At 62.4% G+C, this 22364-nt stretch carries 18 protein-coding genes and 1 pseudogene; 13 read left to right on the top strand and 6 right to left on the bottom strand.

The window, feature by feature from the left end; translation table 11 throughout:
* The 8 genes and pseudogenes from X757_RS161800 (at position 1) to X757_RS161830 (ending at position 8142) form a co-directional block, all read left to right on the top strand.
* Positions 1-885 (top strand): transglutaminase family protein, encoded by an 885-nt coding sequence (locus tag X757_RS161800; protein WP_023725136.1) that lies wholly within the window; start codon positions 1-3, stop codon positions 883-885.
* 101 nt (positions 886-986) lie between these two features.
* Positions 987-1922: a glycosyltransferase family 2 protein gene (locus tag X757_RS161805; RefSeq protein WP_023725135.1), complete on the top strand. Its 936-nt coding sequence runs from the start codon at positions 987-989 to the stop codon at positions 1920-1922.
* Positions 1915-2793 carry a glycosyltransferase family 2 protein gene (locus X757_RS161810; protein WP_023725134.1) on the top strand — a complete coding sequence of 293 codons (879 nt, stop codon included), beginning with the start codon at positions 1915-1917 and terminating at the stop codon, positions 2791-2793. Before X757_RS161805 ends, X757_RS161810 begins: the two co-directional genes overlap by 8 nt.
* Positions 2790-3551, top strand: a complete 762-nt coding sequence (locus X757_RS161815) for a hypothetical protein (RefSeq protein WP_023725133.1) — start codon at positions 2790-2792, stop codon at positions 3549-3551. The genes X757_RS161810 and X757_RS161815 overlap by 4 nt, the downstream gene beginning before the upstream one ends.
* Before the next feature lie 63 nt (positions 3552-3614).
* Positions 3615-4715: a DNA topoisomerase IB gene (locus X757_RS161820; RefSeq protein WP_023725132.1), complete on the top strand. Its 1101-nt coding sequence runs from the start codon at positions 3615-3617 to the stop codon at positions 4713-4715.
* Between the two features lie 81 nt (positions 4716-4796).
* A complete protein-coding gene (locus tag X757_RS161825) occupies positions 4797-5171 on the top strand; it encodes a YciI family protein (protein WP_023725131.1) in 375 nt (124 codons plus the stop codon).
* A pseudogene (locus tag X757_RS01000000164455) lies at positions 5168-6452 on the top strand (RNA polymerase sigma factor). Before X757_RS161825 ends, X757_RS01000000164455 begins: the two are co-directional and overlap by 4 nt.
* Positions 6453-6627: 175 nt before the next feature.
* Positions 6628-8142: an aldehyde dehydrogenase family protein gene (locus X757_RS161830; protein WP_023691701.1), complete on the top strand. Its 1515-nt coding sequence runs from the start codon at positions 6628-6630 to the stop codon at positions 8140-8142.
* A gap of 207 nt (positions 8143-8349) precedes the next feature.
* Here the strand turns inward: X757_RS161830 and X757_RS161835 are convergent, their stop codons facing one another.
* A complete protein-coding gene (locus tag X757_RS161835; RefSeq protein ID WP_023683449.1) occupies positions 8350-9219 on the bottom strand; it encodes a hypothetical protein in 870 nt (289 codons plus the stop codon).
* A gap of 626 nt (positions 9220-9845) precedes the next feature.
* Here X757_RS161835 and asnB point away from each other — a divergent pair.
* From asnB to nadE, 4 genes are read left to right on the top strand one after another with little or no spacing between them, the layout of a single operon-like run.
* On the top strand, positions 9846-11783 hold the full coding sequence (asnB, locus tag X757_RS161840; protein ID WP_023725130.1) for an asparagine synthase (glutamine-hydrolyzing): 1938 nt from the start codon (positions 9846-9848) through the stop codon (positions 11781-11783).
* Between the two features lie 22 nt (positions 11784-11805).
* A complete protein-coding gene (locus X757_RS161845) occupies positions 11806-12069 on the top strand; it encodes an acyl carrier protein (protein WP_023671787.1) in 264 nt (87 codons plus the stop codon).
* A 23-nt stretch (positions 12070-12092) separates the two neighbouring features.
* A complete protein-coding gene (locus X757_RS161850) occupies positions 12093-13640 on the top strand; it encodes a class I adenylate-forming enzyme family protein (RefSeq protein ID WP_023683447.1) in 1548 nt (515 codons plus the stop codon).
* Positions 13637-14641: an NAD(+) synthase gene (gene nadE, locus X757_RS161855; RefSeq protein ID WP_023725129.1), complete on the top strand. Its 1005-nt coding sequence runs from the start codon at positions 13637-13639 to the stop codon at positions 14639-14641. The genes X757_RS161850 and nadE overlap by 4 nt, the downstream gene beginning before the upstream one ends.
* Before the next feature lie 134 nt (positions 14642-14775).
* On the opposite strand, the gene X757_RS161860 is transcribed toward nadE, so the two are convergent.
* From X757_RS161860 to X757_RS161880, 5 genes are all read right to left on the bottom strand, one after another.
* Positions 14776-15891 (bottom strand): hypothetical protein, encoded by a 1116-nt coding sequence (locus X757_RS161860; RefSeq protein WP_023671790.1) that lies wholly within the window; start codon positions 15889-15891, stop codon positions 14776-14778.
* On the bottom strand, positions 15888-16616 hold the full coding sequence (locus X757_RS161865; RefSeq protein ID WP_031251018.1) for a HemK/PrmC family methyltransferase: 729 nt from the start codon (positions 16614-16616) through the stop codon (positions 15888-15890). Before X757_RS161865 ends, X757_RS161860 begins: the two co-directional genes overlap by 4 nt.
* Positions 16617-16785: 169 nt before the next feature.
* Entirely contained in the window at positions 16786-17916 is a 1131-nt protein-coding gene (locus X757_RS161870) for a glycosyltransferase (RefSeq protein ID WP_245275025.1), read from the bottom strand.
* Positions 17894-19507: a GumC family protein gene (locus tag X757_RS161875; RefSeq protein ID WP_031196492.1), complete on the bottom strand. Its 1614-nt coding sequence runs from the start codon at positions 19505-19507 to the stop codon at positions 17894-17896. The genes X757_RS161870 and X757_RS161875 overlap by 23 nt, the downstream gene beginning before the upstream one ends.
* Before the next feature lie 218 nt (positions 19508-19725).
* Entirely contained in the window at positions 19726-20988 is a 1263-nt protein-coding gene (locus tag X757_RS161880) for a VpsF family polysaccharide biosynthesis protein (protein ID WP_023725126.1), read from the bottom strand.
* A 256-nt stretch (positions 20989-21244) separates the two neighbouring features.
* Here X757_RS161880 and X757_RS26545 point away from each other — a divergent pair, with 256 nt between their 5' ends.
* A complete protein-coding gene (locus tag X757_RS26545) occupies positions 21245-22348 on the top strand; it encodes an acyltransferase (RefSeq protein WP_198024378.1) in 1104 nt (367 codons plus the stop codon).
* Positions 22349-22364 lie beyond the last annotated feature (16 nt).

The raw sequence follows: 22364 nt of genomic DNA, 5'->3' as shown, positions 1-22364 counted from the left end.
ATGCTGTACGATATCAGGCTTCATCTCAGCTACGATTATGACGCCGCGGCCGGCGGCAGCCGGCATCAGGTGCGTGTATTGCCGCCGACCATTGCCGGCGTGCAGCGCGTGATCGCGGCCTCGCTTTCGTTTGTGCCGACCCCATCGGAGCGCACGGATTTTGCCGATTTCTTCGGCAACAATGTCACCGCGATCGCCTTTCGCGACGTCCATGACGGGCTCGACATCAGAATGAGCGCGCGCGTGTCGGTGTCACGGCCGGAGCCTGGGCTCGACGTGTCGCCCGATCTGCAGCGCCTGCAGGAAGAACTCGGCGCCGTACGGTCACTGGCGCCGGATGCACCGCATCACTTTCTCGCCGCCAGCGATCATGCCGGCATCGATGCGGCGATCACCGCCTATGCCCGCGACAGCGCCGGCGGCTCGACGGTCGGCATGGCCATCGATCTGTGCAACCGCATCCACCGCGATTTCACCTATGACGGGGAAGCGACCACGGTGCGTACCGGGGCCAGCGATGCCTTCGGTTTGAAGCGGGGCGTGTGCCAGGACTTCTCCCACATCATGATCGCCGGCCTGCGCGGGCTAGGTATTCCTGCGGGTTATGTCAGCGGCTTCCTGCGCACCATTCCCCCGAAAGGGAAGCCGCGGCTCGAAGGCGCCGATGCCATGCATGCCTGGGTCAAGGTGTGGTGTGGGCGCGATGCCGGCTGGCAGGAATTCGACCCGACCAATGGCATGCGGGCCAGCAACGACCACATCACCGTTGGCTATGGCCGCGACTATTCCGACGTGGCTCCGATCGTCGGCGTGCTGAAAACCACCGGCGGCCAGGTCGGCGACCAGGCCGTCGACGTCATCCCGGTCGCGCTCGAGAAGGCCTGACAGCCTCGAAGCACAGCTTCTCAACAACGGCGATGCCCGTTATGCTCGGTTGAAACTTCGGGGAGGATCGGTCGGCAGGCATGCTGATGCGGAGTTCGGTATTGACGGCAATCAGTGTCATCATCCCGGCGCACAATGCGGCGGCAACCATAGCGGCCACGCTGGCCTCGCTTCGTTCCGAAGCCGAGGTTATCGGCGAGGTGCTGCTGGTCGACGATTCCTCCTCGGACGGGACGGCAGAAGCCGCGCTGAATGCCGCCACGCAATTCTCGTTGCCGTTGCGCGTGCTCATGAGCAACTGCCGGGACGCGGGCGGCTCCCGCAATGTGGCGCTGGCGCAGGCGCAATGCTCCTGGATCTACCTGATCGACGCCGACGACTTGCATCTGGAGGGCGGGCTGCGGTCGATGCTGGTCCGGGCGGGGGCGCAGCCGGCCGCCGACATGGTGATCGGCGCCTACCGTCGGCGCACCGATGGCGAGAACCGGAACCTCAAGCTTCCAGCCGGCTACATAGAAGATGGTATAGCCAATGCCTCGGCCTATCTGGAAGGTCACATTCGCTCGATCGCCGTGGGCAGTGCGCTGGTTTCCCGGCGCGTCGTCGGCGACACGCGCTTCCCGACCGGGCTTGCCTATGACGAGGACACGCTGTTCTGGTCCAGGCTGATGGGCAGGGCGTCGCTTGCCCTGATCGTGCATCCCGTCATGATCTACCACGTTTCGGCAGTGCGTTCCGATGATCGCTTCATCACCAGGCCGGTGCGCCGCTTTCTCGACTGGCGGCTGGCGCTGCGCGAGCTGACTGACTGTGGCATCCCACTGTCGTCGCTAAAAACCAGGGAGGGGCTGGTCGCCCTCAAGATCGCCCGGGTTCACTATGCGCGCGGTGATCTGGAGACGGCGGCGCGGTTCCTGAGGATCGCGGCGGCGGCGCCGAAGGTGCGGTCGAACACCTGGCGCTGCAGGCGCTACCAGCTGAAGCTGGCGCTGCGGCGCTGGTTTTCCTCTCCGCGCGTCCAGTTGCAACGTGCCTGAATCAGCCCCGCCGCAGCTTGCCGTCATTGTCATCGGCTATCGCGCGCCGGCTCAAATCGTCGAGGCGGTGACATCCCTGCTGGATCAGGATGAGCCGCTCGAGATCATGGTGGTCAACTCGGGCGGAGGCGAGGTCATGGCGCTGCTGACCGGCGCCGGGGTCAAGGTGCCAGTGATCGAGGTCGGTCGAAGGCTGTTTGTAGGCGCAGCCCGCAATCTCGGCATTGCGGCCACCAAAGCGCCTTTCGTTGCCTTTCTTGCCGATGATTGCCTCGCCTGTTCGGGCTGGGCCGAGGCACGGATGCAGCGGCATCTGGCTGGCGACCGCGCCGTGGCGAGCGCGATGGTGAATAGCCATCCGCGCAATCTGATCGCCTGTGCGGCTCATCTGATCATGTTCATGCGACGGCTTCCCGGTCTGCCGTCGGATCGTGCGCTGCGTTACGGCGTGTCGTTCGATCGGCGGCTGTTCGATGAATTTGGCTTGTTCGATGAAACCATGCCTGCTGCCGAAGACACCGAATTCCTGGGGCGGCTGCCGCAGGAACTGCAGCCGGTGTGGGAGCCTAAGGTGCAAACCGTTCATCGCAACGAAACCCGGCTGTCCAGATTGCTTGCCGATCAGTACAGGCGCGGCTGTCGCCGCGGCGATTACCTCGCAGCTTCTGCCCTGAACACTCCGTTTCGGTGTTTTCGCGACACGTTTCGCGATCGGCGGAATGCCCGCAAGCTGGCGAAGATCGGGCTTTCCGATCGGGATCGAACTTTCGCGATGATGTCGATGCCAATTGTCTGGCTTGCCCTGCTGGTCAAATCCGTGGGTGTCTATATTGGCGTGCGAAATCGCGTGAAAGCGGCAACAAGAAAATGATAACGAGCCAAATCAAGCCTCGACGCTGGCGACGGAGCCGACTGTTCTGGACGCGCCAGAGAACGGTCGCAGTTTTCAGCTATCGTTATGACGCGCATCTGGTTGCCGATCTGATCACCAATATCGATCCGGTCGTTGACGGCTGGATTGCCTATGACGATCGCGGGGCGACCGGCGTGTTCAGCAGCGAGCCGCAGCGGCGGCGGATCTTACTCGACGCAGCGCATGAAGCTGCCGCCGACTGGATCCTGGCTATTGATCCCGATGAGCGGCTGGAACGCGGTACCGCGGAGCTGATCGGACAGCTGACGGGGGATTACAGGCGCATGGCCTGGGGGTTCCGGCTCCGCGAATTGTATTCGCCGACCGAGTACCGGGTCGACGGGCTGTGGGCCGAAAAGTTCCAGTATCGTCTGTTCAGAGCCTACGATCCGGCGAAGTACCGACCAGAGGACCTGCACGGGCTCTGGTATCCTCCCGATCTTGGTTTCAAGGCCCGCAACAGCGGGCTCAACCTCTATCATTTAAAGATGATGGAGCCGAAGCGGCGGATCGCCCGCCGCAATCTCTACCACCACCTTGATCCAAAGGGGCTCCTGCAGGATGTGGGCTATGACTACCTTGCCGATGAGGCAGGGGCCGTGTTCGAACAGATTCCGCCCGGGCGCGACTACCATCCGCCTCACGTCGACGATGGCGGCCTCTGGATGGCCGTGCCGGCTGGTGCCACCATTGGTGGACCCGACCACATTCCATAGCAACGGGGTGGAACCAGCAGTCGGCTTGGCGCTTATCTACGAGAAAAATTTCGTGGAGCGGGCATGCTTGACAAATCTGGGACGCCATCCGGCCGGTCGGCTGCCGGACGGGGGGACGATGGAGCGCCGAAGAACGGCGCGCAGACCGCTGCCGAACAGGCCTCGCTCACCTATATCAGCGACAGCGAGCCGGGGATCCGGCGCCTGAAGGCGGGCGAAGGCTTTTCCTACAAGGGCGCGAAAGGACAGGCCGTCGGCGCGGCAGCCATTGCCCGCATCAAGGCGCTGGCCATTCCGCCGGCATGGACGGATGTGTGGATCTCGCCCGATCCCGCCGGCCACATCCAGGCGACCGGCCGCGACCAGCGCGGGCGCAAACAGTACCGCTACCATCCGCTGTGGGCCGCCGAGCGCGACGGCGCCAAATACTCCAGCCTTGTCGCCTTTGCCGAAAGCCTGCCGGAGCTGCGCCGCCGGATCGATGCCGATCTGCGCCGCCGTGGCCTGCCGGCCGAGCGCGTCGTGGCGGCAATTGTCTGGCTGCTCGACAACACGATGATCCGGGTCGGCAATGCCGCCTATGCCCGCGACAACAAGAGCTTTGGGCTGACGACGCTACGCGACCGCCACGTCGACATCAAGGGATCCAGCCTGCGCTTTGCCTTCAAGGGCAAGTCCGGCAAGGAATGGAAGTTGAAGCTGGTCGACCGCCGCATCGCCCGGGTCGTGCGCGGCGCGCAGGATATTCCGGGGCAGCAACTGTTCCAATATCTCGACGAGGACGGCGAGAGGCATGGAGTGCGCTCCGACGATGTCAACCGCTATATCCGCGACGCGATCGGCGCCAATTTCAGCTCCAAGCATTTCCGCACCTGGGGCGGCACCATCCATGCCGCGTCGCTGTTTGCGCGGACGGAGCTTCCCCAAAGCCAGGCGCAGACCAAGCGTGTGATGAACGCGGTCATCGACAAGGTGGCCGAGCGGCTCGGCAACACACGCGCCGTCTGCCGCAAATGCTACATCCATCCACAGGTTTTCGAAGCCTGGGTGGAAGGGCGGCTGCTTAGCGAAATGACCGAGGCCAACAAGCGCAAGCGATCGATAGACGGTCTCGATGATGAAGAGGCTCTTGTGCTGAGATGGTTGAAGGCAAGCGAAGGCTGACAAAATGGCGTAACTTTTTTGTCGACGCCATGTCGGCATAGGCCCTACTGTTTCGTCCTTTGAGACAGAAAAGGACCTCCCATGCTCTACGCTATCCTCTGCTATGCCTCCGAAGATGTCGTCTCCTCCTGGAGCAAGGCACAGGATGACGAGGTCATGGCAAAGCTCATGCATGTGCAGGAAAAATACGCTCAAGCCGGCCGGCTTGGGCCGGTGGCGCGGCTTTTGCCCACCACCGCCGCGACGACGCTGCGCAAGGTCAAGGGCGAATCGGTCGTCATCGACGGCCCGTTTGCCGAGACCAAGGAACAGTTCCTCGGCTTCTACACGCTGGAATGCGCCGATCTCGACGAGGCCGTCGAGTTCGCGCGCGAGCTTTCCGAGGTCAATCCCAGCGGCGGATCCTATGAGATCCGACCGGTTTCCGTCTTCAACCCAACCAGAGTAGCCACATGACAGACCTCGCCTGGATAAGCTCGGCGATCAGCGCTGCCCGCCCGCAGGGTATGGGTGCGCTGCTGCGCTATTTCCGCAATCTCGATACGGCGGAGGAAGCTTTCCAGGACGCGTGCCTGAGGGCACTCAAGAACTGGCCGCAGAACGGGCCGCCGCGCGATCCTGCGGCCTGGCTGATCTTTGTCGGCCGCAACACCGGCATCGACGCGGTGCGCAAGCGCGCCAAGCAGGCGCCGATGCCGGAAGAGGACCAGATCTCGGACCTGGAAGATGCCGAGAGCGATATCGCCGAACGGCTGGACGGCGCGCACTACCGCGATGACATATTGCGGCTCTTGTTCATCTGCTGCCATCCGGATCTGCCGCCTACGCAGCAGATCGCGGTGGCGCTGCGCATCGTCTCCGGTCTCACCGTCAAGCAGATCGCGCGTGCGTTCCTGGTCGGCGAAAGCGCCATGGAACAGCGCATCACGCGCGCCAAGGCGCGCATTGCCGATGCCGGCGTGCCGTTCGAGACGCCCGGCGCGGTCGAGCGCTCGGAGCGGCTCGCCGCCNCTCGCCGCCGTTGCCGCCATGGTCTATCTGATCTTCAACGAAGGTTATTCCACCAACAGCGGCGAGGCGCCGGCGCGTGCGCCGCTTTGCGAGGAGGCGATCCGGCTGGCGCGCCTGTTGCTGCGGCTGTTCCAGACCGAACCGGAGATCATGGGCCTGACGGCATTGCTTTTGCTGCAGCATGCGCGCGCGCCGGCCCGCTTCGACGAGAATGGCGAGATCGTGCTGCTCGACGACCAGGACCGCTCGCTGTGGAGCCGCAAGATGATCGACGAAGGCCTGGCGCTGGTCGACAAGGCCCTGCGCCACCAGAAGCCCGGACCCTACCAGGTGCAGGCGGCGATCGCCGCCCTTCATGCGCGGGCGGCAACCCCCGAGGAGACCGACTGGACCGAGATCGACCTGCTCTACAGCCTGCTGGAGGCGATGCAACCTTCGCCGGTGGTGACGCTGAACCGCGCGGTTGCGGTCGCCAAGGTGCGCGGGCCGGAAGCTGCCCTTGCCATGATCGAGCCGCTTGGCGAGAGGCTGTCCGGCTATTTCCACTTCTTCGGCCTCAAGGGCGGTCTGTTGATGCAGCTCGGCCGTGGCGAAGAGGCGCGTGTCGCCTTCGATCGCGCCATTGCGTTGGCCAACACGGCAGCGGAAGCCGCCCATATCCGCATGCATATCGACCGGCTGATGCGGGACGGAGCCGTGAAGGCGCCGGCGAAGACAGCGCACTAAGCCTGTTCCTCCTCTGGCTCAATCGTGCAATCCCGGCTTGGACCATGCCGGGGTGGCGATTTTCCCCTGAAACGAGTAATGGCACGCCATGACAGCGCCTGCGGCATGCGGGCGATAATGGCGCCAAGGCTCGACCGCCGCCCTATGATGGCGAGCGGATCTGAAAGGGATAAAAATGACGATAGCGAAGGAAACGGCCGAACTTCTGGCGAAACTGGGTGTGGCCAAGGACGCGCTGACCGGCGGCGACCTCGTCGTGCGCAGCCCGGTGACGGGTGAACAGATCGCGGCGCTGAAGACGATTTCGCCGGCCGATGCGGCCAAGACCATCGATGCCGCGCACACGGCGTTCCAGGCCTGGCGGATGGTGCCGGGTCCCCGACGCGGCGAACTGGTGCGGCTGCTCGGCGAGGAGTTGCGCGCGCACAAAACCGAGCTTGGCCGGCTGGTGTCGATCGAGGTCGGCAAGATCCCGTCGGAAGGCCTCGGCGAAGTTCAGGAAATGATCGACATCTGCGATTTCGCCGTCGGCCTTTCCCGCCAGCTCTACGGTCTAACCATCGCCACCGAGCGTCCGGGACATCGCATGATGGAGACCTGGCATCCGCTCGGCGTCGTCGGCGTCATTTCGGCCTTCAACTTCCCGGTCGCGGTGTGGTCGTGGAACGCGGCGCTCGCGCTGGTCTGCGGCGACGCCGTGGTGTGGAAGCCCTCGGAAAAGACGCCGCTGACGGCGCTCGCCTGCGAGGCGATTTTTGCCGGCGCGGTCAAGCGCTTCGGCGCAGATGCGCCGCATGGCCTGGCACCGGTGCTGATTGGCGACCGCTCCGTCGGCGAGATCCTGGTCGACCACCCGAAGGTGGCGCTGGTTTCGGCCACCGGCTCGACCCGCATGGGCCGGGATGTCGGCCCGCGGCTGGCCAAGCGCTTTGCCCGCGCCGTGCTCGAGCTCGGCGGCAACAATGCCGGCATCGTCTGCCCGACCGCCGATCTCGACATGGCGCTGCGCGCCATCGCCTTTGGCGCCATGGGCACCGCGGGCCAGCGCTGCACGACGCTGCGGCGCCTGTTCGTGCATGACAGCGTCTATGACACGCTGCTGCCGCGGCTGAAGAAGGCCTATGAGAGCGTCTCGGTCGGCAACCCGCTGGAGACGTCTTCGCTCGTCGGGCCGCTGATCGACAAGGCGGCGTTCGACGCCATGCAAAAGGCGCTCAAGGAAGCCACCGCTCACGGCGGCAAGCTGACCGGCGGTTCGCGGGTCGAGAATGGCCATCCCGATGCCTATTACGTGCATCCGGCGCTAGTCGAAATGCCGAAGCAGGTGGCTCCCGTCACCGAAGAAACCTTCGCGCCGATCCTCTATGTAATGAAGTACTCCGATTTCGATGCCGTGCTCGACGAGCACAATGCGGTCGGCGCCGGACTGTCGTCGTCGATCTTCACCCGCGACCTGCAGGAATCCGAGCGCTTCCTCGGCGTCGATGGTTCGGATTGCGGCATCGCCAACGTCAACATCGGCACGTCGGGCGCCGAGATCGGCGGCGCGTTCGGCGGCGAGAAGGAAACCGGCGGCGGGCGCGAGAGCGGCTCCGATGCCTGGAAGGCCTATATGCGCCGCGCCACCAACACGGTGAACTATTCCAAGGCGCTGCCGCTGGCGCAGGGCGTGTCATTCGACATCGATTGAGATGCTGCGCCCGGCTTTTGACCAGTTGATCCACCCGAACCCGTCGGGCGGATCGCTGCCGCTCGCGCGGATCGTTCCGCTTTAAGGCTTCGCCCCCGCTGTCCAGATGTCCGTATCCCGACGGCGGAAAGGCCACCTCGGCCATGCGCCCGGACGGGTCCTCGCGGTCGGCACGATCGGCTGCGCAACAGCGTCTGCGCCGAACGTTCAGCCAGCGTGCGGCGACGCCGGTCGGCAGGCTTCGAACGCGGCATCGATGACGGCAAGTTTGGCGGCCTGCACGGTCATGTATTCCTGGTAGAAGCTGTTCGAGACCCACATTACGGAATGCCCGCGCCGGCCCAGCCAGCCGACGCTGCCGAGCTTTTCGGCGTCGCGCAATTTGCGCGCAAGATGGGTGCGCGAGAGTTTTAGCCAACTGGCGAATTCGCCGATCGAAACCACGCTGGTCGGGATCCGGTCGAGGGCGGCATTGTCGGGATCGATGCCGGACATCAGCCAATCCATGACGATGCCGCCATTGTTGAGCCAGATGAACAGCGAAAACGTCTGCTTGGGCTCACGCACAGGGTTGGAGGAGAGCAGGCCTTCCGCCACCATCGGCTGCAGCCTGGCAATCATGCCGTGCTGCTCGAGAAACGCGGCGAGGCGGTTGCCGCTGTCGAGACCGTCGAGCGTGCGCAGATGCGCAACCACCCAGCCATCGAATTCCTTCAGCGTCGCTGCCGTCACCTGAAAGGGATGGGCTCGTCCATCACCGGTGTGCGGCAGGTATTCGATGATGTGATAGTGCAGCATCTCCTTGATGAAGGCTTCAGCCGTGTTGCGGCTGGCGACGGAATAGTGAAGCACTGCATCGATGAAGCGGGCCAGTGTCAGTTCCGTGCGGGGATCGCGCGGGTCGCGGGCGAAATGCAGGGCTAGGCCGGTGTGAGCCAGCAGCCAGCGCTGTTGCGTGGCGAATACGGCGGCCAAGCGTGGGCTCGTTTCATAGATATGCAGCAGCGCCTTCGACTGCGCCTCGACATGACGGTGCAGCGCCGGATGGCCGGCAATATATTCGAAATTCAGCGCCATCCTCCTCGTCCTCCGGCCAGCCCCCCGGCAGCGAAGACGTGCAATCACATTTCCAGCCTTAGCCGCCCGCGTCCAGCCATGCCAACCCGGACAAAAGGCCTAGAGCGATCAACCGTTCCACAGACACGTTGAAACCCCCGTCATCTCTTGATTTCGAGGCAAATTGCTTGAGAAGCGCCGCGCGCTTCTGCAGAGAAAACCGTGTCACACTTTTTTGGAAACGCTCTGGTCCGTTCGCGCCTAGGGCGTGTCGGAAAACGCTAAGCCATTGCAACCGTTGAAAAACCTACCGCAATAATAGTCAGCCCGGCAGCCTGCGGTTGAATTTGCCTCAAGATCGCCAGCACGTTGCGCGCGGTCCGTTTGTATCCAGGGCGGTTCGCCACGTTGGAGCGCCTGGGCTATCGTTCCGGCTATTACGGCCGCACGCCCTGGAAGGGCTCGGCCTCAAAATTGTTTTCCACACACGCAACGCGAGGTGATGGAGAGCCATCGTGTCCTAGCCACGGGAGACCATCGTGGCAAACTTCTTGTTAACCACATGCTCGGTGAAATTATCGGATTAACCTCAGATGCCACTATCGAGGTTATGTTCCGTACCTTAGCGTTCAATATGAGTTCAAGGGATGTGTGGATTCGGGGGTTATTTCGGGTCAATCCGGGATGCGGAAGCTTTGCTCACGCACATGGTAGCCGCAATTGCCCATCGTGGGCCGGATGAGCAAGGGAAATTCGTAGCACCCGATGCCGGGCTCGGGCATGCGCGGCTGTCGGTGATCGGCATCGGAGACGGCCAGCAACCGATGTCCGACGAGGCCGGCAATTTGACGATTGCGTTCAACGGCGAGATTTTCAACTACATAGAACTGCGCGAAGGGCTGATCGCCAAGGGCCGACACTTTCGGACGTCGAGCGACACAGAGGTCATCCTTCAGCTCTATGAGGAGATGGGCGAACACTGCTTGTCTCTCCTGAACGGTGATTTCGCCTTGGCGATATGGGACAATCGGCAGCGACGAATGGTGCTTGCACGAGACCGGATGGGTGTCCGGCCGCTCTTCTACACAAGTAAGGACGGGGTGCTTTACTTTGCCTCGGAGATCAAAGCTCTGTTGAAGGTCCCGGGCGTCTCCGCTGAAATTGATCCGATTGCGCTGGATCAGATCTTTACGCTGTGGGCGCCGATCGCTCCGCGCACGGCGTTCCGCAATATCCACGAGTTGGAACCGGCAAGTGTGATGATCGCGACGCAGGGGCAGGTCACGGTCAGACGGTACTGGCACCTGGACTATCCGCATCGTGATGAGCCGTCGAAGATCACGAACGAGGACCACGCGGCAGAGGAATTGCAAGCCCTTCTGACCGATGCGGTGAGGCTTCGCATGCGGGCCGACGTGCCGGTCGGTTCCTATCTTTCCGGAGGGCTCGATTCGTCGCTCGTTTCGGCGCTTGCCGCCGGCATGACTCCTCGGAGACTGGAGACATTTTCCGTAACCTTCGACAGCGCCGAGCATGACGAAAGCGCCTTTCAGACCGAAATGGCCTCGGCGCTCGGCACGCGCCACCACGCCATAGAATGCGGCGCCCGCGATATCGCCAGCGTCTTTCCTGACGTCATCCGCTTTGCCGAGCGGCCGATCATCCGCACGGCGCCAGCGCCACTCTACAAATTGTCCGCCCTGGTTCGCCAGGCCGGCCTGAAGGTGGTGCTGACGGGTGAAGGCGCCGACGAGGTCTTCGCCGGTTACGACGTCTTCAAGGAGGCGCGTGTCCGCCGGTTCTGCGGGCGGCAGCCCACATCGCGCATAAGGCCGCAGCTGTTCCGCCGGCTTTACCCGTATCTGCCGGGCCTGCAACAGCAATCGGTGGAGTATCTGGCTGCCTTCTTCGGCACCAGCAACGCTGCCCTCGACGATCCGCTGTTCTCGCATCGGCCACGCTTCAAGACCACGGCGGCGGCGAAAATCTTCTTTTCCGGCGACCTGCGCGCGACGTTGAAGGGTTATGACGCAGCTGAAGAGCTGACCAGCCGCCTACCCGAGGCGTTTTCCCTATGGCATCCGCTGCATCAGGCGCAATATCTCGAAACCCGCTTCCTCCTGCCCGGCTACATCCTCTCCAGCCAAGGCGATCGGATGGCCATGGCGCACGGCATCGAAGGGCGGTTTCCTTTCCTGGATCATCGCGTGGTAGAGTTCGCGGCAAGACTTCCGCCGGAGATGAAACTGAAAGGCTTGATGGAGAAGCACATATTGCGCAAGGTGGCCAGGCACCACCTTCCGGCGGCGATCGGTAAACGCACCAAGCAACCTTACCGCGCCCCGGAGGCCCGCTCCTTCGTCGGGGCGGAGGAACTAGACTATGTTCGTGACTGCCTGGGCGAGGCGAGCATTACCGCCGGCGGCCTGTTCAACGCCAAGGCGGTGGCCAAGCTCCACGAGAAATGCCGCATTGAGACCGCGACCGGATTTCGCGACAACGCCGCCTTCGTCGGCATTCTGTCGACGCAGCTGTGGCAGAAGAATTTCGCCGGCCAAGCGGCCGGCGCGGCAAGAGCGGCCTGAGACGGCGAGGAAAAGGAAAGACATGATGACGGCAATCAAGGACAGGGTCAGAAGCTTTATCGTCGACAACTTCCTGTTCGGCGACACCTCCTACAAACTGTCGGATTCAGCCTCGCTGATCGAGAACGACATTATCGACTCGACTGCGGTACTTGAGCTGGTGGCCTTCATCGAGGACAATTTCGGCATCGCGATGGTGGATGCCGACATCGTTCCGGCCAACCTGGACTCGCTTGACCGCATCTCGTCCTTCATCGAGGCGAGAGCACAAACGCTGGCAGCGTAAGCGCCAACGGCGAGGAACGTCCCGTGCGGATCGAGCATTTTCTGGTGGCGAAGGCTGCTGCCCACCCGGCCAAGACGGCATTGGTCACCAAGGGCAAAAGGCTGAGCTACGAAGAACTCGACGACCTTTCGAGCCGGCTGGCCACCGCTCTCTTCATGAATGGGATCAGGCGCGACGACCGCGTTCTGATCTTCATGGACAATTGCTGGGAGGCCGCCGTATCGATCTTTGCCGCACTCAAGGCAGGTGCGACCTTCAGTCCGATCAACCCCTCCACAAAGGCCGACAAGCTCGGTTACGTCATCGCCGATTGCGACGCCAGGGCGGTCCTGACGCAGGCGAAGCTGATGCCCGTGGTCACCGAAGCCTGCGCATCGCAAGGCAAGCCCGGCATCTTCGTGGCTTCCACCCCTGGGGCCGACGGGCAATGCCCGGCAGGGGCCGCGTCCCTGACTGACTGCCTGACGTTCGATGGCGCGGAGGTAAACCATCGCGGCATCGACGTCGACCTTGCGATGCTGATCTACACGTCAGGTTCGACCGGCCGGCCCAAGGGTGTGATGATGACGCATCGCAATTGCGACGCCGCCGCGGGGTCGATCGCCACCTATCTGCGCAACGCGCCGGACGACATCATCCTGAACGTCCTCCCGCTTGCCTTCGACTATGGCCTCTACCAGTTGCTGATGGCAGTCAGGCTCGGGGCCACGCTGGTGCTCGAGAAGTCCTTCGCCTTCCCGCACGAGATCTTCGAACGCATCCGCAAAGAGGGCGTCACCGGCCTTCCGCTGGTGCCTACCATGGCGGCGATGATCCTGCAGATGCGTGATCTGGCGCCGGGTTTCCTGCCCAGCCTCCGCTATATTTCCAACACCGCGGCCGCCTTGCCGCCAGCCCACATAGAACGCCTGCGCTCGCTGCTGCCCGGCGTCCGGATCTATTCGATGTATGGGCTGACCGAATGCAAGCGCTGCACCTATTTGCCACCCGAGGAACTTGACCGCCGGCCAGGGTCGGTCGGCATAGCCATCCCCAACACGGAAGCCTTTGTCGTCGACGACCTTGGACAACGCGTGCCGGCGGGCGTGGCAGGTGAGCTAGTCATCCGCGGTCCGCACGTGATGCAGGGCTATTGGCGCAACAAGGCCGCGACGGAACGAGCGCTCCGGCCGGGGCCTAACCCTTGGGAAAAGGTGCTCTATACGGGCGACCTGTTCCAGACCGACGAGGACGGCTTTCTCTATTTTGTCGGGCGTAAGGACGACATCATCAAGACGCGTGGCGAGAAGGTCGCCCCCAAGGAAGTGGAGGCCGTGCTCCACGCCCATCCAGGTATCGCGGAAGCGGTGGTCGTCGGCGTGCCGGATCCGGTGCTGGGGCATGCGATTGGCGCGCTCGTCGTGCGGTCCGATCCGGCGCTTGGCGGAAAGGACATCATTCGTCACTGCGCGCGCCACCTGGAGGATTTCATGGTCCCCAAAATCATAGAGTTCCGGAGCGAATTACCGAAGACGGAGTCGGGCAAGGTCAGCCGCCGGCTCGCGGCTGAGATGATGGAGGCCGAGCAATGAACATCGGCTCAACCCAGGATGCGCCGGCCTTCACGCAAGCCCTGGCCATCGATCCCGCCGCCGAAACGGACAGGATCGTGGCGGCCCTGCGCGAGCAGTTGCGCGGCATTCGCAAGCGCGGACTCGTGCTCGGTCTTTCGGGCGGTGTAGATTCCAGCGTTTCGGCTGCATTGGCCGCGCGGGCCGTCGGCCACCAGAATGTGCTGTGCGTCCTCATGCCGGAAAGCGATTCCGACCCCGAAAGCCTGCGGCTCGGCTATCTGGTCGCCGACACTTTCGGCGTCGAGGCCGTTGTGGAGGATATCGGGCCGACCCTGCGGGCAATGGGCTGCTATGAACGCCGCGACGCCTTCATCCGCGAATTGGTCCCGGACTATGGCAAGGGCTGGGCCTCGAAGATCGTGATCGCGAACGTGCTCGAAGGCGAGGGCTACAACATCTCGTCGCTGGTGGTGCAGGACCCGCAAGGCAAGCAGACGAAATTGCGGATGCCGGTGGCTGTCTATCTCGGCATCGTTGCCGCCACCAACATGAAGCAGCGCACCCGCAAGCAGCTCGAATATTATCATGCCGACCGGCTGAACTTCGCCGTGCTCGGCACACCGAACCGGCTGGAATACGACCAGGGGTTCTTCGTCAAGAACGGCGACGGCGCCGCCGACGTCAAGCCGATCGCGCATCTCTACAAGACGCAGGTCTATGCGCTAGCCGCCTATCTCGGCATTCCGGAAGAGGTCCGCAACCGGCCGCCGACCACCGACACCTACTCGCTGGCGCAGACGCAGGAAGAATTCTACTTCTCCCTGCCTTACGATCGGATGGATCTGTGTCTCTACGGCCTCAACAACGGCGTGTCCGCCGAGGTGGTAGGGCAAGCGGCGGGATTGACCGCCTCACAGATCGAACGCGTCTGGGCCGACATCGCCGCCAAGCGAAAGGCAACGCGCTATCTGCACCTGCGCCCGCAGCTCGTTGACGGCGTGGACGAAGTCGGCTCCTGACCTATGCATATCGAGCAAAAGTGATCCGGTCTTGCGATACGACATGCATGAAAGAAATACTAAGCTCTTGTCTTTACGCAATTCCGGACGGAAAGCCGCGCACCCTTTCCTGGAATTGCTGTAGGCGGAACGCTTCAGGTGAAGCGGCCGCCGATCAACTGGCTCCACTGCTCGCCCGCAAGCCCGTTCAGAAAGACCTGCGCGTTCTTCATGGCATCGAGAAGCTCGGGATCGCGTGAATGCACGACGGTCGAGGCGACCGGTATGAAGGCTATGCGTCTTACAAGCATGGCGTCCAGAAGCGCGGGCTGGACGCGGCCGCGCAAGCCGGAGACACCGCGCCGGGCGGCATGCTCGACCAGGCAATCGATCACCGGCCCGGCCTGGCCGGGAAGAGCGAGGACCTGCAGCACGCGGCCGATCCCGTCCGGTCGCGCGTAATAGGCGAAAGCGCCGACATTGGCGCCGTTCGGCGATGCCACCGACACGTAGACAAGCTCTCCGAAATCCGGCTTTTGCGCCGCATCGCCCAGAATATGGTTGAGCTGACCTTCCGCCCACTGCGGACGTAGCGGAAATTGGGCGCAAAGCGGCTCCAGCAGCCCCGCAAAGCTGCCGCTGTCGATCTCGGAGGCCCGAAATGCCCCCCGGCTCGATGCGTTGGCGACGACGCCGGTCCAGCGTCGTTGACTGCCCTTCATTTTGCGAAGGTAGAGCCGGTCGACGATCCGGGCGAGCGGGTTGAACATCCAGGCAAGCTTCATGTGATTGGCAAAAAGGCTGAGCATGAAGGTCGCCGGCCGCATCACGCGAACCCAGTCAAGGCTGTATTGCGGCAGCACAACGCCGCGAAGCCGCGTCCACAGTTTCACGGACGTATCATTGGCGGTTTCGCTGAAGGAGATGTCCTGCGGACCATCGAGGAAGGCCTTCAACAGGCGGGCACCGGCCATCGGATCGGTCTCGTGATCCTCGACCATCAGCGAGCTGCAGATGGCAGCGTAGAGCTGCCGGCCGTTGAATTTCATTGGCAGCGCATGAACGCCGACGAACCCGGAAACCTGGCCGGCGTCATTGACATGGACAAGCGAACGGAGCCCGCTGCCCCAGTCGGGTGCGTCCAGATAAAACCGCCTCATGTAATCGACGAGGGAGGCCGGCGCTGGCCCCCGCTTCTTGCGCAGCATGCGTTGAAACATGCCCGCGACGGCCGCAAGGTCGGCCTGATCGAGGGCGCGGACGACGCTCACGCCGGGCTCCCGGTTCCGGGAACCCGGCCACCATGTTTGCGCGCCATGGCGACACGGGGCTGGCCGTCGGCCGTCACGGCAAAGGTTGGGGTTTCGTAGGATTTCGATCTCGATAAAAGGGTTGCTATCTGACGATCTTGACCTTCGCCGAACTCAAATAGCAGCCATCCGCCTGGCTTGAGGAAAGCTGCGGCATCCCGGACCAGCCTTTGGAGGATCGAAATACCGTAAGGGCCGCCGTCCAAAGCTTCCCGAGGTTCGTTCTCCAACAGATGCGCGCTTTCGCTATCGAGACGGGATGAGGAAATATAGGGCGGGTTGCACACAACCATGTCGGCAGCGCCGCGGAGGCCGTCACCCTCGATCGCGGCAAATAGGTCGCCTTGCCGGACCTTGATCCTGTCCTGCAGGGCGAGGCGCACAACATTGCGGCGGGCAAGCGAAACCGTGCTGTCGGTCAGGTCCGCCGCCCACGCCCGAGCCCGAGGACATTCGCTGACGATGCCCACGGCAAGATTGCCGCTGCCGCAGCACATGTCGATCAGGATCGTTTCGTGCGCCTGTTCGCCAAGAATGGCCGCGGCCGTCCGGCCAAGCAGTTCCGTTTCGGCTCGCGGCACCAGGACGTCAGGCGCGAGTTCCAGCTCAACCCGCATGAAGCGGTGCAATCGCGGCCAATTGCGATCGTTTGCACGGCCGGCAGGAAGGCTGTGATGCTGCGGCAAGGAAAATCCCTATCCTGAGGATAAAACGCGGGTTCCCTGTTGTTACCAACTCCGGGTAAATTGATGTTAAAGATCATGATTGGATTGGGAGTAACCGGCCTATGTTGGCGGCGTCCTGTCCCATCAATGGCGGATTCCTGTGCCGCCGCAAGCCGATCCATGCGCTAATTCAGAGCAACGCCTCGTACCGGTCTCCGATCTTTTCAATTTCGAAATCCGCCGCCCTGCTTTTCAGGATCGCGGCGGTTGTCGGCTGGTCGAGCATTCCGGCCATCGCCACTGCCAGGGCCGCGGCATCGCCGACCGGCACCAGGGCGCCGAAGCGGCCGTCATCAAGTATTTCGCGCGGGCCGTGCGGCGCGTCCGTGGAGACCACCGGAATCCCCGCTGCCATGGCCTCGACCAGAACATTGCCGAAGCCCTCGCTGGTCGATGATAGGACGAACAAGTCAGCTACGGCGTAGCAGGCCGCCAGATCATTGACATAGCCCGCAAACAGAACGTCTGCGCCGATACCGGATTCTTCGGCATAGGCGCGCAGCTCGTCGGCCAGCGGACCCTCGCCGAAGATGACAAGCCGGGCCCGGCGCCCGGCGCGCAGCACAGCGAAGGCCCGCAGCAACGTCCAATGATCCTTAACGGGCACCAGGCGTCCGGCGGTGATGATGATGGGGCCGTCGCCCATCGCCGCGAGCTCTGCCTGCCAGGCGTAGGCGCGTTGCTGGGATGCCGCAGCCGGCGGCAGCGGGTTGTTGATGACCACGACCTTGGATTTCGGGAAGCCTCGGGCCACAAGATCGCCGCCGACACCCTCAGAAACCGCGATGGCCCTGGTGGCGCGGGCCGCAACCAGGGCCGAAAGCCAGACCGCCATTTTCGCGCCAAGGCTGCCGGAAGGCAGTGAGGCGGCGGCGTGGAAACTCGGGAAGAACCGCGCCCTGCTTCGCGCGAGGGAAAGCGCCAGCGCCACGACCAGATTGGCGAATTCCGGGGCGCTGTAGATCGCGTCGGGAGAAAGGCGGCCAAGCAGGCCCGCGCTTCGCACGATGCCTTTCAATGTCGCCCACTTGCCATAACCCTCGCCGCGAATGGGGAGGCCGAAATCGACCAGATGCACGGCAGGCGAAAGCAGGGCGGCATTGGGCCCCTGCGCGTTCCAGGTAAAAAGCGTGACGTTGTGGCCGCGCGATGCCAGCTCGTTCGCTATCAGGACGAACACACGCTCGGCGCCGCCGCCCCTGAGGCTGGCAATGTGAAAGACAATCCGCTTCGCCATTTCAGGCGCGGCTGGCAATGACATCCGGGCGGTTCGGCGGAAGCCGCATGTCGCGCACGATACCCAGGGTAATGGCGAGCAACATGCCGAGGATCATGCCGCCAATGGCCCCCAGGCCGATCATCACGACGGTGCGCGGGGGCCATGAACGGCCCTTTGGCGGCACTGCGGTGGAAATCACCTGCACATTGGTGCTGTCGATCTGTTCGCGCTCGGTTATCTGGCGTGCCCGCGACAGGAAGCTCTCATAGATAGCCGTCTTCGACGCGGCGTCACGTTCAAGCTCACGCAAGGCGACCTCGGAATCGCTATCCGAGAACACGTTGCCCTTCAAGTCATTCATCTTGGCATTGAGGGAGGCCGACGAGGTTTTGGCGGCATCGAGATTGACCTTCGCCAGGCGCAGGGTGCGCGCGTATTCGGCGCTGAGTTGCGCGCTGACCGTGTTGTACTCCGTCTTCAGCCTGACGATCGACGGATGACGGGGGCCAAAGGTCATCGACTGCGAATCGATCTGCTGGCGCAGGCCGTTGGCCGTTGCGCGCAGCGCCACAAGCGCCTCCGACGTGGCGGGACCGGAATTGGTGCCGTTTGCGCCGGCGGCAAGCAGGGCGTCGTAACTTGCCTGCGCGGCGATGACGCGCGATTGCGTCTCCACGATCTGGCCGTTGAGCTGGGTCATGGTTTGCGAGGAAACAAGCTGCCCATTGCTGGTGGCCAGATTGTGGCTGCGCCTATAGGCTTCGACCTTCTCTTCGGCCGCCTGCACATCGCTCTTGAGCTGGCCCAGCCGCCCGTCCAGCGCCGCCGCGGCACGGCTGGCGCCGGAAGCCTCGGCGCTGGCCAGCTCTTCCTGGAAAGTCTTGACGATATCCTGCGAAATCAGGATCGCCTTGGCGGGGGTTTCCGCCGATACCATCAAGGTCGTGACAAACGACTTTTCATCCGCGATGCTGCCAACCCGTTCCGCCAGGTTCTTCAGGGCGGTAAGCTTTGGATCGGGTTTGGCGCCGTCCGTCCCTGTGCGGCTACGGTCCGCGTCGAAGAACTCCGGGTCACTGGCCAGGTCAAGATCGTCTACAACACGTGAAAGCACGCTGCCCGAGGTCAAGATGCGCTCTTTGCTGCGCGCGCTGAGCAGCTGTCCATCGACCTGGGCCGATTGCGGGTAAAGATCGTTCGGAACAACCTGAAGATTGGCGGGATTGATGAGGATGTCCGTGGTCACGGTGTAGCGCTGCTTGCTCAGCAGAGCGTAGGCACCGCCGATGATCCCGCCGGCTATTGCCAGCAGGCATACCAGAGCGAGGCCGGCGCGCAGCCAGACAAACAGACGCCCGAAATCGAGTTCGAGAAAGGTTCCGATCTTGTTGAGCGTCACCGTCGTGACGGGCTCGGCTACAGGCGGCGCCACGGGTGCAGGCGACACAGGGGCCGACGTTACAGGGGCCGACGTTACAGGGGCCGACGTTACAGCGGGTGCCGCCGCATGTGCCATGATCGGCGCGGTTTGTTGCGGCTTTGGCCTGCTGGCGCGCCGCGCATTTTCGATCCGTTCATAGGGGCTAATGCCGGCGGCGGCCGCGGCTGGAGGAGGACCGGAAGCGGCGGACATCATGCTAACCCTTTAATATTCAATACGCACAGCCTGCTTTACGGAAACATCGTTAACATTTCATTTTCCAGGCGTGTCAGGCGCGTTCCGGAACAGCGATCTATCCACCCTTGGTCGGTATTCTGCCACGCCCGTCGTAGCCTGGCAAAGCGTGCAGGCGTTTCAAATGGAAATACAAGAGGTCGTCGCGAGGGCACCCGCAAGGAGCGGGCTTGGCGTCATGTCGCTGTTGATGCTGGTTGGCCTTGAAGGGGCGTGCCGGTTTGGCGCCCATCCGGCTTTCGATAAGCGAGCAACAAGATGACGAGCAGCATGATATCCGGCGCCTTCGAAGAAAGGGCATTGTTTGACAATGCCGCGAGGATGGACGCGGCCGCTGCGATATGGGCGGCCCGAGGCGTATTGCGCAGGAGCTTGAAAAGGAACCGGAAGAAAGCAAACGCGAAGAGCAGGGCGATCGGCAGGCCGAACAAAAGCGTAAGAACGACCGGCGTGCTTTCGATGAAGGGGAGGTTGAGCTTTTCGTTGACGATCTTCAACAACTCGTTGGGATTCATGCCAAGCAGGATGTCCCTCCATTCAACGAACTTGAATACATCGTAGATCTTGACGCGCGCGTCGTAATTTTGATCAAAGAGCGTGTTGCTGAAGCGGTTCAGCAGCCCCGCCGAAAAGAGTATCGCAATCAGTATGGCGCCACCGGCCAGCGTCAGCATCAGCACCAGGAGTTTGGCCTGGCGTTGATGTCTGGGTGACAAGTCCGGCCAAGGCAGGAACACGAGCAGGAACAGGATCTCGCCGCAAGCGAGCAGCAGGGCGGTGCGCGCGCCCGAAGCGGCCGTGCCGATGAAGAGAAGGAAGATGCAAAGCGCGCACACCCAGATACGCCACCGCGTCAATGCAACGAAACCTATGGCGGTGGTGCAAAGCGCGCCCAGCGCCAGCGGATGGGCCGACAGTCCGATCGGCCGAAAGTCCAGCTCAACGAGGGGATAGGGCAGGAATCGATGCTGGGTGACGGCCTCGATCGTTCCGATGATGGCGCTGAGGACAATCATGCCGACGATGACATTGCCAAGCGCCCTGCGCACATGGTCACCCAGGGCAAGCATGATCATCGCCGCGGCACAAGAGACCAGATAGGAATCGATTATGAAGCCGGCCGAGCCGGCACGGCCTATCACGAAGAGATAAGGCACCAGCCACAACAGCAGCAGCGAATATAACAATGTCGCCTTGAACAGCCTGACTTCATCGCCTTCGAGCCGAATTGGCCGGGTCGTGGCGATGACGACAAGCAGCAGAAAGATGGCATAGGTCCCGATATGCAGCTTTTCGGGAAACGACCCCCCCTCCGTCGAATAGGACATCACCATATTCATCAATTGCGGAGAGATGGTCGAGCGGAGCAGGAAAGCGAAGGCCGCGAGGAGAAAGAACAGGAGTGTGAGGGCGTCTTGGCGGCTGGCCTGCGCGGTCACGAACTGTTGCTCTGTGGGGGTGACACTCACGATTATCCGACCAGCGTTGCGGCTTGCGATTGAGATGGCAGGGGACGAACGCACCCCCGGGTACATTTTCCTGCACGAACGTAAAGGAATATGGATAACCCGATCTTAACAGTGGCGATGCCCGGCATGGGCTATTTCATGAAGTCGGTAACCCACACTTAATTGGCCGGTCGTATTGATGGCGATGCTTTGCACGGCGCCCGACGCGCTGCCTGTGGACGGCACAATGGCATCAGGCGCCGGCAAAGCGCAGGAGATCAAGGTGAAGAAGTTCTATTCGATTCAGTATCTTCGCGCCTGCGCCGCCTTGCTGGTTCTGTTCGCACACGCCTTTTCCTATCAGATTGGCGTGGACAATCTGATTATTGTGACGGCGGGCCGCCTGGGCGTCGTTCTGTTCTTTGTCATCAGCGGTTTCATAATGGTCCATATTACGGGAGATGGTCCGTTTTCCGCTGCCACCTTCCTGAAACGCCGAGCAATCCGGATCATCCCCCTTTACTGGCTTTTCACCAGCCTCGCCGCGGTTCTGGCGGCGCTCGCGCCAAGTCTCTTCCAGAAGACCGTCTTTACGTGGCCCCACTATCTTCAGTCGCTCCTCTTCATTGTTCACGAAGCGCCTGGACGGGATAGCGCCAGTCCAATCCTCTCACTCGGCTGGACGCTCAATTACGAGGTATTTTTCTATATCGCTTTTGCGGTGTTCGCATTCCTGTCCGTGACCTCGCGCGTATTTGTGCTGACGGTCTTTTTCATTGCGATGTGGATAGCCGGGCTGTGGCTGGCTCCCACCAACCCTGTTATCCAGTTCTATCTCAACCCTTCTCCGGTGGCATTCGTCATCGGTATGTGGATAGGGCGGCGCTATTTGGACGGTGATTTCACTTCCGACATACGCCATGCCTGGATATTCGGCGTAATGACCGCTGCGGGCGGGGTGCTTTCATTCGTCGATGACGGTACGCCGCTCTTGGGTCAGATCAGCTTCGCGGGACAAGCAATGTGGGCGGCGGGCCTACTTCATCTCAGCCTCATTCTGGAGCCGAAACTCAAGCACTGGAGCCTTCTCGAGCAGTTGGGCGACGCTTCCTACGCGCTTTATCTGTCGCATATCTTCGTGATCGGCGCTGTGGCGTACCTGGCCAGACGCACCGTCGGATACGAGCATCCGACAACGGTATTGTTGGTGTCGGTGGTCAGCATCGTGGCAGCCTGCCTCGTCAGTCTGGTGATTTACCAGATGATCGAGAAGCCGATTCTTCAGACCCTGAACGGCAAAAGGAAGACGAGAAACACACCGCTTCCTCATATTGCCACGGAGAACAAATAAGCAGGCCAAGCAACGG

Source organism: Mesorhizobium sp. LSHC412B00, from assembly GCF_000503035.1.
GTDB lineage: Bacteria > Pseudomonadota > Alphaproteobacteria > Rhizobiales > Rhizobiaceae > Mesorhizobium.
This window is presented reverse-complemented; position numbering and strand designations above follow the sequence as displayed.

Bases quoted from the DNA above. Each gene is read 5' to 3' on its own strand.
- X757_RS161800 (WP_023725136.1), top strand. From the start codon at position 1: ATGCTGTACGATATCAGGCTTCATCTCAGCTACGATTATGACGCCGCG.
- X757_RS161815 (WP_023725133.1), top strand. From the start codon at position 2,790: ATGATAACGAGCCAAATCAAGCCTCGACGCTGGCGACGGAGCCGACTG.
- X757_RS161820 (WP_023725132.1), top strand. From the start codon at position 3,615: ATGCTTGACAAATCTGGGACGCCATCCGGCCGGTCGGCTGCCGGACGG.
- X757_RS161825 (WP_023725131.1), top strand. From the start codon at position 4,797: ATGCTCTACGCTATCCTCTGCTATGCCTCCGAAGATGTCGTCTCCTCC.
- X757_RS161830 (WP_023691701.1), top strand. From the start codon at position 6,628: ATGACGATAGCGAAGGAAACGGCCGAACTTCTGGCGAAACTGGGTGTG.
- X757_RS161835 (WP_023683449.1), bottom strand. From the start codon at position 9,219: ATGGCGCTGAATTTCGAATATATTGCCGGCCATCCGGCGCTGCACCGT.
- asnB (WP_023725130.1), top strand. From the start codon at position 9,846: ATGTGTGGATTCGGGGGTTATTTCGGGTCAATCCGGGATGCGGAAGCT.
- X757_RS161845 (WP_023671787.1), top strand. From the start codon at position 11,806: ATGATGACGGCAATCAAGGACAGGGTCAGAAGCTTTATCGTCGACAAC.
- nadE (WP_023725129.1), top strand. From the start codon at position 13,637: ATGAACATCGGCTCAACCCAGGATGCGCCGGCCTTCACGCAAGCCCTG.
- X757_RS161870 (WP_245275025.1), bottom strand. From the start codon at position 17,916: ATGTCATTGCCAGCCGCGCCTGAAATGGCGAAGCGGATTGTCTTTCAC.
- X757_RS161875 (WP_031196492.1), bottom strand. From the start codon at position 19,507: ATGTCCGCCGCTTCCGGTCCTCCTCCAGCCGCGGCCGCCGCCGGCATT.
- X757_RS26545 (WP_198024378.1), top strand. From the start codon at position 21,245: ATGGCATCAGGCGCCGGCAAAGCGCAGGAGATCAAGGTGAAGAAGTTC.